The following is a 12,753-nucleotide window of genomic DNA, read 5'->3' on the forward strand; positions in this document are numbered from 1 at the left end:
TCAACTAAATGGATGCACACTTCTTTCGTGCCCTGACCGGCGAACTTGAGGAAAACCTCAAAGGCCGCAGGGTGGAAAAAATATTTGCCCCCGCTGAGGGAGTGTGGACTTTCGCGCTCCAGTCAAAGGGAGGTAAGGAATATCTTCTTTTCAGGCCCGCCAAATCGGTGGGCCTGCTCTTTATTTCAAGGGTAAAACCGGTCAATCCCCCCAGTCCGCCAGCACAGGTCATGTGGCTGCGCAAACGACTGGCCGGACGCAGGCTCTTTGAAGCCCACCACGACTGGATCAACCTGCGGGTTGCCTTTACCCTTTCCCCATGGAAACAACGCGACAAATACCGCTATCTGCTGCTGGACATGAAAAAGGGTGTTTCCCTGATTCATGACCTGCCGGAAGGATTCCCTGCGCCCGTAAACTGGCCTTCATACGATGCAGCCCGCAGCGATGAAGACATCTGGCGCGAGTATCCACAGATCTCCCCTCCCCTGCGCAAGACCTTAAGCGCGCTTTCCGAAGACGACGGACGCGCCCTGCTGGACCGCCTTGAAATAGGCACCAGCAACCGGTTTTATATTGTGGAAAAGAAGGGAGAACTCAGCCCGCCTCGTGTCTGGGCAAATCCCAAGGCTACCGAGCAGGCATACGATTCCGCCATTGATGCGGCTTCCATTTATGGAGAAAAGGTTCTTTTCCCGGTCATGGAACGTATGGAAAATGCTGAGCAACGCAGCACACTCAAATCCGGTAAAAGAAAATTCAAAAAGGTTTTCCAGCGCATTGAACAGGAAGAGGAACGCTTACGCAAACTTCAGGACCGCAAGATCGAAGCCGAAGCCCTGCAAGCGGAAATGTACCGTCTGAAGGATTTGCGTGAGCTGGATAGAGTGACGGTTAACCATCCCGAACATGGCGAAATGGAAGTCGAACTAGACCCGCTGTTGACCCCTGCTGAAAACATGGAAAAGATCTTCCGCTTTGCAGCCAAAGCCAAGCGAGGCTTCAAGCACATGGAACGACGCAGGCTGGAAGTGGAAGCCGAGCATGAACAATTCCTCAAAGCGAATCTAATGCCCTCTTCCAACAAAGGTCAGAAAAAGAAAAACGTCGAGATACCCAAAAAATATAAGAACATCGCTGCAGCCCTGTTCATTTCTTCCGACGGTTTTCTTATGATCCGAGGCAAGAACAGCAAAGCCAACCACGAAATTCTTAGTAAGGTCTCCTCTGTTTTCGACTACTGGTTCCACGTCCAAGGCGGACCCGGCTCACATGTCGTACTCAAACGGGATCATCCCAGTCAGGAAGTTCCGGAACAAACCCTGCGCGAAGCAGCTGTCCTTGCTGCACTCAAAAGCTACCGCACCAACGACTCCAAAGCGGATGTCATGTGCGCGCTGGTAAAAGATGTACGCAAGGTAAAAGGCTGGGCACATGGGCAAGTCGCCGTAGACAGCGTGCTGCAAAACCTGCACGTCGATATAGATCAGTCACTGGAAGACAAACTGGCTAAGGAATAATTTTGCCTACCGGCGGTCCCTGCAGGGAGGCTTAAACCATTTTGGGAAAAGGGTTTGTTTCACTGTCGTTATCCGTAAGACTCGAGCAAGAAGCTCTCGCCTAACGGCTAATGCAAGAATCCCAGAACTTTTTATCGGGGCTTCGCCGCTTCGCATTAAGAATTACCCAAAAACATGGCCCGCAATATTTATATTGCGGGCCATGTTTTTGGGTTTGCTTTTAGACATCAACCGGCGAAGCTTAATAAAACGTCTTTTAGGAAAAGGGGATGAGGCATCAACACTAAGCCGTCCGGGAAATTCCCTGAAGCATGGCGAGTACTTTGTTTTGTTCCTGCTCAAATCTGTTAGCGACACTTTTTTGTACTCGTTCAGTTGAAGACGAGAACTGCCCTTTTCGTTCGCCGTAAATTTCTTTGACCAGATCAGCGGGAAACCCTTTGCTTTCAGCATTGGCTGCCAGCTTATCGATGGCTCTTGATATCAATTTGGAAGCACCGGTGGGACCGTGCTGCACAGAGGTGGACCAGAGAACTTCACGCACCGGAGCGGGCAGGGAATTCATGTCGATTCCGGTATTTGCGAAAATCATCTTGGCAGCGGGATCGTAGTGGCTACCCTGAATAAAATCGTGCTGTAATTTTTCAAAACCACTGGGATCGGCATTGGCAATCTGCTTCCAGAGATCGGGCATAGTCCCGGCCTTGGAGCCAGTATCGGCAGGCCCTGCCCCGAGCAACTTGTTGGCTATTTCCGGGGCCTTGTCTTTAAGAAACTGAATGAATTTATCCATAGTCCCGGTCTTGGATGCTATCTGGTACTTGCCATAGGAGGTACCACCTACACGGTCATAGCCGATGGCGGAAACACCTTTTGAACCGGACTCAAATTTTGCGGAAAGATCACCGGACACAAGCGGCATGTCCATTTTTTTGACAGAAGTCTCCTGAGCGGAAACCGGATTAGCTCGATATGAGTTTAGATTCTGTGTTCTCCCTGCGCCCTGCGATCCCTGCAGACCCTTTATGGAATTCAGCGCACTAAGCGCCTCCAGCATGAGCAGGTCATTCATAACACCCATATCCATATTGTTGGACATCTCATCGCCGGAACCACCTGAAAACAGCTTATTAGCCATCATCATTTCCATGTCAAAAGCCCCGGCCTGCCCTTTCACGGCGGCAGGGTTCGGTGCTGAGTTCCCGGGCTTACCGGAAACATTCCCCAGCATCTTCATCATCGTGGCAATATCGTTGGTCACATTGGTCATGGCTTCCCTCTGTCAAAATAATATCTGTTCGACATAAGAACTGCACCAAGTGTACCAACCGCAATCATGAACACGCACACAAAGAAAAAGGCTCTCCCGGATATTACCGAAAGAGCCTGTAATCGTTTTAGAACAGCACTAATCAATCTTCTTCATCTTTACCGTCATTAATGAGAAAAAGTTCCCTCTTTTTCTTTTCAAAGACAACTGCAGCCCTGAATGCAGAAATCGCAAGGGCCAAAATACTCAGGATCAGGATCAGACCTTTTTGAAATTCCCACTTCTGCCTGATAATCATATCGACAATAAAATTCGGTGGGAAATTATTGGAATAGTAAATCAGCAATGGGATGCACAACAGTGCCAGACCGAGAAAAACCACCTCCAACCATACAAAGCTCCTGCCCAGCAACATGATGAATAAAGTGGAATCTCGGATGACACGTAGTGTGACCAGCCGTTTTCGAAGCTTTCTCAAGCGTTCTTCAATACGATCGAGATAACGCTGGGTCTTGCGGAATGTCTCCGCGGCATTGAGCTGCTGGGTTTTAATCCAATAAATCTTATCTGCGCAATAGTTGAAATCACTGTTGAATTCGGTCAGCAGCTTCGGAAATGGGAACCATGAAGCTTCACGCTGTACATCAAGTAAATCCTCGCGATATATTTCCAGCTTTTTGTTGATAACCTTAATTTCATACTCAACGCGCTTTTCAATCTCTTCCGTAAGTCTCGAAATACCGGCTGTGAGCTGACGAAAAGCAACATAGTTTTTAATCTTGGCCAGTTTATTCATACGATCCATAAACCGGGTGGCTTCATCCGCAAACTCATGCCCCTCTTCAAACCACTGAGCGAGGTCTGCAGATAGCGTATCCATGCCTGCGGCAACTTCTTTAGCTTCAGCCTCTGCAACGTCCCATAGCTCTCCCATTTCCTGCAGGACAGTCAAACGACCGCGATCTAACTCCGGGTCAATTGCCAGCCTGTTAAAATAATGGGGATCTTTCAATACAATATCCTGAAAAGAAGAGATCGCCTGTTCCGCAAATCCCATCTTAACCATGCAAACCGCACGGCGGTAATGCGGTTCCAGCCACTCGGGACACCTTCCCTGCGCTCTTCTGTAAATATCACTGGCCTCGCCGAATTCGCCCAGAATTTCCTTCATCCGGCCCTGCAAATATATAAAATAGCCCTGTTGCAGGGGCGAATAACAAAGCCTTTCTGCCTCCTGCCAATAAAAGAAAGCCTGCTCCTGATTCCCCATCTCCAGCTCATAAAAAGCCATCAGAGATCTTGGCTGATAACTGCGGCTGAAACGAATCATGGCATTCTTGATAAGAATTTCAGCTTCATTGCGTGACCCAAGTCGCAAAGCTTCCAGTGCAGACCAGATAAGCTCACCCTCTTCCGGCCCCTGGTCCTTAATACCACGCGGCCAGTCCTTACCCCGGCTGCGCCAGACCATATACAAAGTTCGAAGCTGTGAAATTGAGTTGATCGCAAACAAAGCCCGGGTGACTATACCTTCATAGCCCTTACCCTTATGCAGAAGACTGGAAAAATCTTCAATGACGTCTTCCTTTCCCTGCATCTGCATATCGATACTTTGAAAGCCCTCAGTAAATTTATCACTATCAACGGCCGCCAATTGCTTCCAGACCACAGGGTCCAGCCCGACGAGAGTGCGGCTGGGGCAGAGTTCAGGAGGATGGTTTTTCATTCCGCAATAAAAACAATCCTCATATTCCCCCACTGAAACCCGGCGCGAAATGGTTACCGCCATCGCGGAAGAGGCTGAATCATGCACGCCATGCTGCAAACTTACATGACACCAACCATCCACATTCTCCTGCTCGCTGCCGAAACGGACCTCATTAACTGCGAAATCGCTGCCAAGTAAAAACGCATCGCGATAGCGCAGGTGCGGGCAATCCGGTGTAAGCTTATCCCAGTCAAGATTGACTTTCCGGATGACTTCATCGTTAAAACTCATATTCCTCTGCGGAACTAGAGCCATAACTGACGGCCAGTAAGAAACATCTGCACCCTCTTCACTGTTTCTGACGCGGGAGATGAGCATGAGCAACTCACGCAAAAATGTTCTGAGTAACGAGAAAGAGGTAATCGGCAGGATAACCTTCACTTCCGAGGTGATATACTGGATCCCCAACTTCTGAAGCATGACCTGAACTTCCGAGAAGAAAGAACGCCAGCCTTTAATGAAATCTTTATCAGAAGGATTTCCCACCGGGATCATAATAAAATACCAATTCTGCAAGGAGTCATATCCGAGACCTTGATCAGGAACCAATGAAAACCAGCCGGACTTTGAAATACCTGTCGGCGTCCTGACGTCTTCAAGATTCAACCCGACGATTGATTTAACTGAATCAGCAAGTTTAGGATGGATGAGCAGTTCAAATTCAGTGGGCAGTGCGGTTTGCTGATTGGTGAATTCATCATCAACCTTCAAGGAAAGATCAAGATTGTAGTCCACCAGAAGAGTTGCCGGCATAACCTGCATGAAAACCGGCATGGGATTTAAACGGGCCCAGATTTCAAGGCGGGCCACTACCCTGAAGACATCATCGCTGAAGAAAAACCAGTATGACTGGTTTGATTCCTCGCTCATGAGCATGCCACCAAAGTCACGCATACTACGCACAATGGAGTCTTCAAGAGAGGCGCCCCAGACCATCCAGACACCAAAACCACGGTTTACCATACGAGAATGGCTGACAACGGGAAACTTTTCAAATAAGCTTGAAACCGAATACAAAACAACAACTCCTTACCTACGGAGGAATTATGGACATTTCAAAAAAAATTGCAGAGCTTAAACAAGACCCGGAATTTGCCAACAACGTAGGCATGATTCTGATCCACAACGGTATTGTCCGTGGCTGGTCCCGGGGAAGCCGTGAAAAAGTCACCGGTATTGAAATCAAAGCCGACCACGATAAAATCGAACAGATCCGTCAGGAACATGAACAGCTCCCCGGGATTTATAAAATCGTCACCCATGCCAACGAAGGCGTATTCAAACCCGGTGACGACGTGCTCTTTCTCATCGTAGCAGGAGACATCCGCGAAAACGTTAAGGCTTGCCTTTCCAGCCTGCTTGACAGGGTAAAGGCCGAAGCTTTCAGTAAAAAAGAAATCATGGCCTGATAAAGACCATTTCATGGGCCGGGAGCTTTAAGCTTTCCGGCCCTTATAATTTTCAATAACTGCAGCCGCTGGAACCGGTTCTCCATCCAAAATATCCCGGATCAAACGCTCAATTTTATCCGCCTGATCATCACGTCCCCTTTTTCTGCATCCTCCGATATAAAAACCGGACTTACGCTGCAATTCATCAAGAGCCAACCCCCGTTCTTCGCTGGAAAGGATTCCTGCATTCAACAACTTCACTATAGCGTAGATTCTGTATAAGTCCAAACACCCTACGCTATTTGAAAGCTGATCCGGACGGCCACCGTATTTGATGGTCAACCGTTCACGCAAAAGGCCTACCGGATACTTCGTCCCGGCACGCAGCCAGAGATCATAATCCTCGCAGGCAGGCATCTTAGCATCAAAAGGCCCCACTTCATCCCAGAATTTACGGCTGAATATCACACAGGACGGGCTGACCATACACATTGCAAGTGAACGGTCAAAAAACATTCCTTCAGGTTTTTCATGTTTCTTACACTGATTGACCCGCTTGCCCTTGCGAACCCAGATTTCATCAGTCTGGCTGATTTCAAATCCACCGTTTTCCATAAACGGAATCTGCTTGAGCAGCTTTTCCGGAACCCATTCATCGTCAGAATCAAGCAGGGCAATGAACTCACCGCATGATTTCTCAATCCCAAAATTACGTGCAGCCGAAACTCCCCCGTTCTCGCGCCAAAACAGCTTAAGCCGGGGATCATCATACTTCGCCAGTTTATCAGCAGTATTGTCTCTTGAGCCGTCATCAACAACCAGACACTCAAAATCGACAAATTTCTGGGCCAGAACCGAATCCACCGCCCGGCAGATCCGCTCCGCCCTGTTGTAAGTGGGTATAATTACGGACACTTTGGGTCCATCGTTAGAAATATCCAATTAATCACCTGTATTATTACAATAAAAAATAATGTCCAAGCCAAATGTTATTTGATCATGTTAATAAAAAAACATAGGCTATGTATAGCTGCCCAAGGTTGTTTTTTACGCTGATACACATTGTTATCGGCCATTCTAGCTGACCCATTAGTTTACGGATTGCCATTTACCCACATGAAAATTTTCCAAGTCATCAACGTCCGCTGGTTCAATGCCACCTCATGGTACGCCCTGTACCTTAGTAAACTGCTGCAGGATGCCGGCCATGAAGTGCTGCTAATCACAGTTCCCGGTACAGAAACAGAAGCAAAAGCCCGTGAAATGGGCTTAAATGTGGAAACAATTGAACTGAACTCCGCCCACCCTCACAAGCTGGTCAAGGCGTGTGCACAGGTCCTGTCACTGGTCAAAAAACACCGTCCGCATGTAGTCAACTGCCATCGCGGGGAAGCTTTTTTCTGGTGGGGAATACTGCGTAAAATACGTATGGGCTACAAACTGATCAGGACACGTGGGGACCAAAGGCTGCCCAAAAGCGACTTTTTCAACCGTTACCTGCACTCCAAGGTAGCCGACGCGGTGGTAGTTACCAACAAAAAAATGGCCGACCATTTCCTTAAAAAAATGGAGCTGGCCGAAAACCGCCTCTGGCTGATTCATGGCGGAGTGGACAAGGAAAAATTCACATTCTCCCCCGAAGGTCGGCTCAAAATACGTGAACAATTCGGGTTCACTGACGATGATATAGTTGTCGGAATGCTCGGCAGATTCGACCGGGTTAAAGGGCAGAAAGAGCTGATCGAAGCCCTTGCCAAGGCACGTAATAACACACAGGGTAAAAGTGTTAAACTTTTCCTGATCGGCTTTCCTACCGCCACCAGCCAGCATGAAATTGATACCTGGCTGACCGATAACAACCTGACCGACATCACTACCATCAGCGGTAAGTGTGAAGACGTAACCGCCTGCATCTCTGCAATGGATATCGGTGTTATCGCATCACTCTGGTCGGAAACCATCGCCCGCGCAGCACTCGAAATCATGGCCTGTGAAATCCCGCTGATATCCTCTTCCGTTGGCGTAATGCCCGATCTGCTGCCAGCCGAAGCACTATTCCCGCCGGGAGACGTGAACCTGCTGGCCCTTAAACTTACCGAAGCAATCAACAATCCCGAGTTCCGGGAAAAGCTGCTCGAAGAACACAAGCGCACCATGTCGCAACTTTCGGGCGAAGATTTCCTGAAACGGACTATGACTTTATATCAGAGCGTCTTGAATTAAAGATGGTTCCGGCGGCACTACCGTGATTCCCTCCGGGGGCCAAAAAAACTTTTGGCAAAAGTTTCTCTGGACTCTTCAAAACTTTTCATCGGGGCTTCGCCTCTTCGTTTCTAGATCATCAAAAAAGCAGCCCCGCAATATTTATGAAAATATTGCGGGGCTGTTTATTTTCAATCTGACAAATTATCCCGGCGAAGCTTATTAAAACGTCTTTGAAAGAATGGGGATGAGGAGGCATAGAAAACTAATCAGGTCCGAAGGTGGAGCGGATTTTTTCAAGCTGGCGCGAAACTTCGTAGATCGTCCGTGCATAGACCATGGAATGGTTGTAGCGATAGATGACCTTGAGTTTCTTCTCCTTGCTCAGCGAATTTTTCCAACCGTGCCTTTTAAGGAAACTGGCCATGCTGAACAGTGCATCTTCGCGCCCGAACAGGTCTATACGTCCATCGCCGTCCCCATCCACTGCGTAATGAATAGCAGTGCTGGGCATGAACTGGCAGATCCCGAAAGCACCGTAAGGAGATCCGGGAATCTCGGTAGGTACGATTGAATTCCGGGAAGAGAAAGTCAGCAGCGCGGAAAGCTCTTTGTAGGCCCAATCCGCCTTCTTTTTGGTCCTTTTCTTGAGCCATGCCATATCTTTTTCTTCCAGCTTTTCGTAACCAAGTTCGTCATAAAATTTGAGCGGATCAGAACTTGCGGCCATGTTCGCCAGATTATTAAATGCAGGAGCATCGCCGAGAGTGAAACCGAGCTTGGTCTCCACCAGTAAAAGCGCAACCAGCACAGATGGTGCAACACCGTAACGTTTGTCTATTCTTTGCAGCAATTCATAATGCTCACGCAGATAGGAGTAGCCCCCGGCAAGCATGATCGGGCCGACATATCTTTCATCGAATTCTTTTTCGCGGGCCACTTTTTTCGCAGGCGGCTCGAATCTGCGCTTAAGCAGCACCCGCATCTTGCGGGCCATCATTGCGGAACTGTATTCCAGCGAACTGGCCGAAAAGACCGCATCCACATATTCCTTATTGAAACCGTCAGCTACCAGTCTGGCTTTAAGCCCGTCCCAACTGTGGGAATCTGCAGCCGAAGCGAGAGAAGTGCTTCCAAGTATGAAAATAAAAAATAATATCAACAGTTTCCTGCGCATAGAATCTGGAACTCCGTTAAAGCCTGTTCATAGGCACATTGGCCATCTCTTCTTCAAAATCGTCGTCTATGTATTCCGAATAGTCAGCAACATTAAATTTTTTACCGCAAGACCCGCAGCGTAAAAATACGCCCCGTCACTCGCGATGAGTGTACAGATCACCACCACAACTGCTGCATCGACCTTCCTGGTCATGCTTAGCACCCTGCGCGGTTTTATTGAATAGGTTTCTGGCTCTAAACATCGGCCCCTCCAACAGTAAGCAATATAAAATTTATCACAACTCAATGTCCACAATAAAAATCCGGCAGACTGCTGGACGCAATCTGCCGGATAAAGATTTTACTTCAGCTTAAGGCTGATCCAACCCCTAGTTTGTTTTGAGGGAAGGATTCATATCACCCATTGCAACGTAGAGTCTTGCAAGTGCAACCTGATAGTCAGACAGAGCCTGAATAAGCTGGGCTTCACTGTCACTCAGACGGGACTGGGCGTTAAGCACTTCGTTGTTTGTGCTGACCTGAGCCTGATAGCGGGCCATAGCCATACGGTAACCTTCGCGACCAGCTTCAACAGACTTGCGGCCTACACCGATACGGTCTGCAGCAGCCTTGAGGCTGAGCAGCTGGTCCTTGATTTCGTAGGAAGCTTCCAGCTTGGTGTTGTCGTATTCGGACTTGATTTTTTTGACACTATCTTCGGCACGCTTAGCGTCGTAGTATGTCTGTCCCCAGCTGAAAACCTGCCAGTTCAGGTTCGCGCCGACATTCCAGTAGTCCGGACGATCCTGATAGTTATACTTATTTTTGCTTACGGAAGGATCACCGCCGGAGCTTCCATAATTGAAATCAGCAGTGATGTCGGGATAAAAACCGCTTTCAGCGATGGTTACATCTTCTTCTGCTATTTCAACAGACTTACGTGCAATCTCGAGATCGGGACGTCCTTTATCTGCTTTAGCGATGCATTCATCAAGGTTCATGGAGAAAGGAAGATAGGTCAGTTCGCCGGAGTAATTGACTTTCTTCTCGATGGGCAGGTTAAGCAGGGTGTTGAGCCTTGCAACCTTGGAGTCCACAGAGTTCTTGGCAATGAGCAGATCCTGCTCGGCATTGGCAAGTTCAACCTCAGCCTGCAGTACGTCAACGCGAGGTCTCAGACCAACTTGGTAGAAAGCCTGAATAACATCAAGCTGGGATTGCAGACGAGCAACAGAATCCTGCTTACTCTTAACTTCCATGCGGCCCTGCAACAGGGTCAGGAAAGAAGTCTGAATGTTACTGATCAGGGTCAGCTCTGCATTGTAGAGGCTTGCTTCGGTGGAAGCACGCTGCAATTTGGTCTTCTGGTACTTGGAGAGCAGCTCAAAACCTTTGAACAGCGGCTGGCTGACGTTTACGGTGAAAGCCCATTTATCCTGATAGTCTGCCGGAGTATTTCCGGAGCGGGGCTGATCACCGTTGTGGGTGTAGCCGTAAGTAGTAGTCACCGGAGCACCGAATGCACCGCGTTGTCTTTTCACATCACTTTCCGCGGCCAGCAGGCTCTTACGGGCGGCGATAATAGTCGGGTTCTGTTTGAGGCCGAGTTCAACACATTCCTCAAGAGTGAGGGTCATGTCGGCTTCTTTTTCTTCTTCGGTTTCAGCCTGCGGAACCTGAGTGGTGGCTTCCTCCATGGAAACCGGTGCCTTGGCTTCGCCTTTCTCAGCTTCAGCATCCTGCTGTGCGCTGGCGAAAGACGCGAAAGAGAGCATTAAAATCAAAACAACAAAAAACGTAATATTGCGCTTCATTCTACACATCCTGAACGTGTGGTTTTATTCTGCAAGTAATTAGAGATACAAAAATCAAATCTTATATAGATGTTCCTGAGCAAGGAATCAAGTCTCAATTTGTTTTAAACACTATGAAACCTGCGCACAATCCGTTTTATCTCCCTGCAACTTATCAACGGTATGCTTAAGAGCGGGAATAACGGCTTCAAGACTTTCCCGAACGGCTTTGGGACTTCCCGGAAAATTTACCACTACACTCTCTCCCAATGTTCCGGCCACAGCACGAGAAATCATGGCATGAGGGGTTTTAGCCAGTCCCGTTGCTGTGATAGCACGCTCAAAACCGGGCAACCTTTTTTCAATCACCGCAAGGGTTGTCTCGGGGGAGACATCACGCGGCCCGACCCCGGTTCCCCCGGTAGTCATGATCAAATCAAAACCGCACACATGCGCCAGATGCATCAGCAAGGCTTTCAGGTCGTCACTTTCATCCGCAATCAGATAACCCTGTGCAATGGAAACAGGAAGTGCATTTTTTATCATTTCCGCAATTAAAGGCCCGGCTTCGTCTTCACGCTGCCCTGCTGCACCCTTGTCGCTGAGGGTTACATAAGCAAGGGAGTAGCCATCTTTTTTCGGAGACAATTCAATCTTCCCCTGCGGAAGTTCGCCAAGAACTTCAACTGTCCATGACCTCGCTCCGGGAACGCCCGGAGTCCAGCTTCCCGAAAGAATACGCAGCAGGCTTTTACCGCCCTCCTCCAGAATCATCCCGGACCGCAGCCCGGAAAGATTGCCGGAAAGAGAAGCGCATAAACACCCTTCCGGTTGGGAACCCGGATCACCTAACACAATCCTGCTGCCTGCACCTGCAACTTTTATCGTAGAAAAATCACACTTCATCATCTGGAATCACTCCTTAATATAATGATCAGGCCAGCAGTACGGCCAGAATTCCGGTAATAAAAATTCCGTCAAAAGTCCCGGCCCCGCCGATGGAGACCAACGGGGCATCGAGCACCCGCCGCGTAGCAGGAGTGGCGAGATGCAACAGATCCGCACCTATCAATGTTCCGAGACTACCTGCAACATAGGCCGCTATAGGTGCCATTTCACCCTGCACGAAAATCAGGGCCGCAAGCGCGGTAATCAACGGCGGAATGAGTACCGGAATACCGATCCCGACTCCGGGAATTGGCCGGGCAAGGGCGTAGGCAGCAGCACTGACCACCGCAATGCAAAGCAGGATGGAGAAATCGAATCCGTACTTTCCAAGCAGGGAAAGTGAGAGCAGTACCGGAATCACACAGCCACCGAAATTCACAGCCACCACCTGATTGGTCAGGGTTGCGGCATCACGCTGTGCACCCATGGGAGAATACGGATTGAACATGCGCACCTGCCTGATGCGAACATCCGGAACCAGTCTTTCCGAACGGAAAACCGGAATATTGACCCCGCTTCCGAGCAGAGTGGCGATGAGCAGCAAAAATCCCTGTCCCGGAGTCAGGCCCAGTTTTGAGAAAGCCACGGTAACCAGACCAACCTGTACAAATATAAACAAAAAGAATATGAGAACAAAAAAAATGACGCCCAAAAACATCACAGTGGGCAGAGAAAACATGGGACCGCGCATCGGACGAAACTC

11 protein-coding genes are annotated in these 12,753 nt (G+C 48.9%); 3 read left to right on the forward strand and 8 right to left on the reverse strand.

Annotation, left to right across the window (positions count from 1 at the left end; translation table 11 throughout):
• The first annotated feature begins 8 nt into the window (after positions 1-8).
• A complete protein-coding gene (locus ACNI29_RS00110; RefSeq protein ID WP_419780167.1) occupies positions 9-1,520 on the forward strand; it encodes an NFACT RNA binding domain-containing protein in 1,512 nt (503 codons plus the stop codon).
• A 283-nt stretch (positions 1,521-1,803) separates the two neighbouring features.
• Here the strand turns inward: ACNI29_RS00110 and ACNI29_RS00115 are convergent, their stop codons facing one another.
• Positions 1,804-2,790, reverse strand: coding sequence for a VgrG-related protein (locus ACNI29_RS00115; protein ID WP_419780168.1), 987 nt, complete (start codon positions 2,788-2,790; stop codon positions 1,804-1,806).
• A 142-nt stretch (positions 2,791-2,932) separates the two neighbouring features.
• Positions 2,933-5,575, reverse strand: coding sequence for a tetratricopeptide repeat protein (locus ACNI29_RS00120; protein ID WP_419780169.1), 2,643 nt, complete (start codon positions 5,573-5,575; stop codon positions 2,933-2,935).
• Positions 5,576-5,604: 29 nt separating this feature from the next.
• Between ACNI29_RS00120 and ACNI29_RS00125 the strand changes: the two genes are divergently transcribed.
• Entirely contained in the window at positions 5,605-5,967 is a 363-nt protein-coding gene (locus ACNI29_RS00125; RefSeq protein ID WP_419780170.1) for a molybdenum cofactor biosynthesis protein MoaE, read from the forward strand.
• Positions 5,968-5,994: 27 nt separating this feature from the next.
• On the opposite strand, the gene ACNI29_RS00130 is transcribed toward ACNI29_RS00125, so the two are convergent.
• Positions 5,995-6,891 (reverse strand): glycosyltransferase family 2 protein, encoded by an 897-nt coding sequence (locus ACNI29_RS00130; protein WP_419780171.1) that lies wholly within the window; start codon positions 6,889-6,891, stop codon positions 5,995-5,997.
• Positions 6,892-7,065: 174 nt separating this feature from the next.
• Here ACNI29_RS00130 and ACNI29_RS00135 point away from each other — a divergent pair, with 174 nt between their 5' ends.
• Positions 7,066-8,172: a glycosyltransferase gene (locus ACNI29_RS00135; protein WP_419780172.1), complete on the forward strand. Its 1,107-nt coding sequence runs from the start codon at positions 7,066-7,068 to the stop codon at positions 8,170-8,172.
• A gap of 244 nt (positions 8,173-8,416) precedes the next feature.
• On the opposite strand, the gene ACNI29_RS00140 is transcribed toward ACNI29_RS00135, so the two are convergent.
• The 5 genes from ACNI29_RS00140 to ACNI29_RS00160 all read right to left on the reverse strand — a co-directional run bounded on the left by ACNI29_RS00140 (position 8,417) and on the right by ACNI29_RS00160 (position 12,741).
• The gene (locus tag ACNI29_RS00140) at positions 8,417-9,328 is read right to left on the reverse strand and encodes a lytic murein transglycosylase (protein WP_419780173.1); all 912 of its coding nucleotides are present in this window, start codon (positions 9,326-9,328) and stop codon (positions 8,417-8,419) included.
• Between the two features lie 16 nt (positions 9,329-9,344).
• Positions 9,345-9,572: a dual CXXC motif small (seleno)protein gene (locus ACNI29_RS00145; protein ID WP_419780174.1), complete on the reverse strand. Its 228-nt coding sequence runs from the start codon at positions 9,570-9,572 to the stop codon at positions 9,345-9,347.
• 126 nt (positions 9,573-9,698) lie between these two features.
• Positions 9,699-11,123, reverse strand: coding sequence for a TolC family protein (locus ACNI29_RS00150; protein WP_419780175.1), 1,425 nt, complete (start codon positions 11,121-11,123; stop codon positions 9,699-9,701).
• A gap of 111 nt (positions 11,124-11,234) precedes the next feature.
• On the reverse strand, positions 11,235-12,011 hold the full coding sequence (locus tag ACNI29_RS00155; protein WP_419780176.1) for a MogA/MoaB family molybdenum cofactor biosynthesis protein: 777 nt from the start codon (positions 12,009-12,011) through the stop codon (positions 11,235-11,237).
• Between the two features lie 25 nt (positions 12,012-12,036).
• Positions 12,037-12,741, reverse strand: a complete 705-nt coding sequence (locus ACNI29_RS00160; RefSeq protein WP_419780177.1) for a DUF1614 domain-containing protein — start codon at positions 12,739-12,741, stop codon at positions 12,037-12,039.
• Positions 12,742-12,753: the final 12 nt, after the last annotated feature.

The organism is Maridesulfovibrio spiralis (SeqCode), from assembly GCF_048571135.1.
GTDB lineage: Bacteria > Desulfobacterota > Desulfovibrionia > Desulfovibrionales > Desulfovibrionaceae > Maridesulfovibrio > Maridesulfovibrio spiralis.

Bases quoted from the DNA above. Each gene is read 5' to 3' on its own strand.
- ACNI29_RS00135 (WP_419780172.1), top strand. From the start codon at position 7,066: ATGAAAATTTTCCAAGTCATCAACGTCCGCTGGTTCAATGCCACCTCA.
- ACNI29_RS00110 (WP_419780167.1), top strand. From the start codon at position 9: ATGGATGCACACTTCTTTCGTGCCCTGACCGGCGAACTTGAGGAAAAC.
- ACNI29_RS00155 (WP_419780176.1), bottom strand. From the start codon at position 12,011: ATGATGAAGTGTGATTTTTCTACGATAAAAGTTGCAGGTGCAGGCAGC.
- ACNI29_RS00150 (WP_419780175.1), bottom strand. From the start codon at position 11,123: ATGAAGCGCAATATTACGTTTTTTGTTGTTTTGATTTTAATGCTCTCT.
- ACNI29_RS00115 (WP_419780168.1), bottom strand. From the start codon at position 2,790: ATGACCAATGTGACCAACGATATTGCCACGATGATGAAGATGCTGGGG.
- ACNI29_RS00160 (WP_419780177.1), bottom strand. From the start codon at position 12,741: ATGCGCGGTCCCATGTTTTCTCTGCCCACTGTGATGTTTTTGGGCGTC.
- ACNI29_RS00140 (WP_419780173.1), bottom strand. From the start codon at position 9,328: ATGCGCAGGAAACTGTTGATATTATTTTTTATTTTCATACTTGGAAGC.
- ACNI29_RS00125 (WP_419780170.1), top strand. From the start codon at position 5,605: ATGGACATTTCAAAAAAAATTGCAGAGCTTAAACAAGACCCGGAATTT.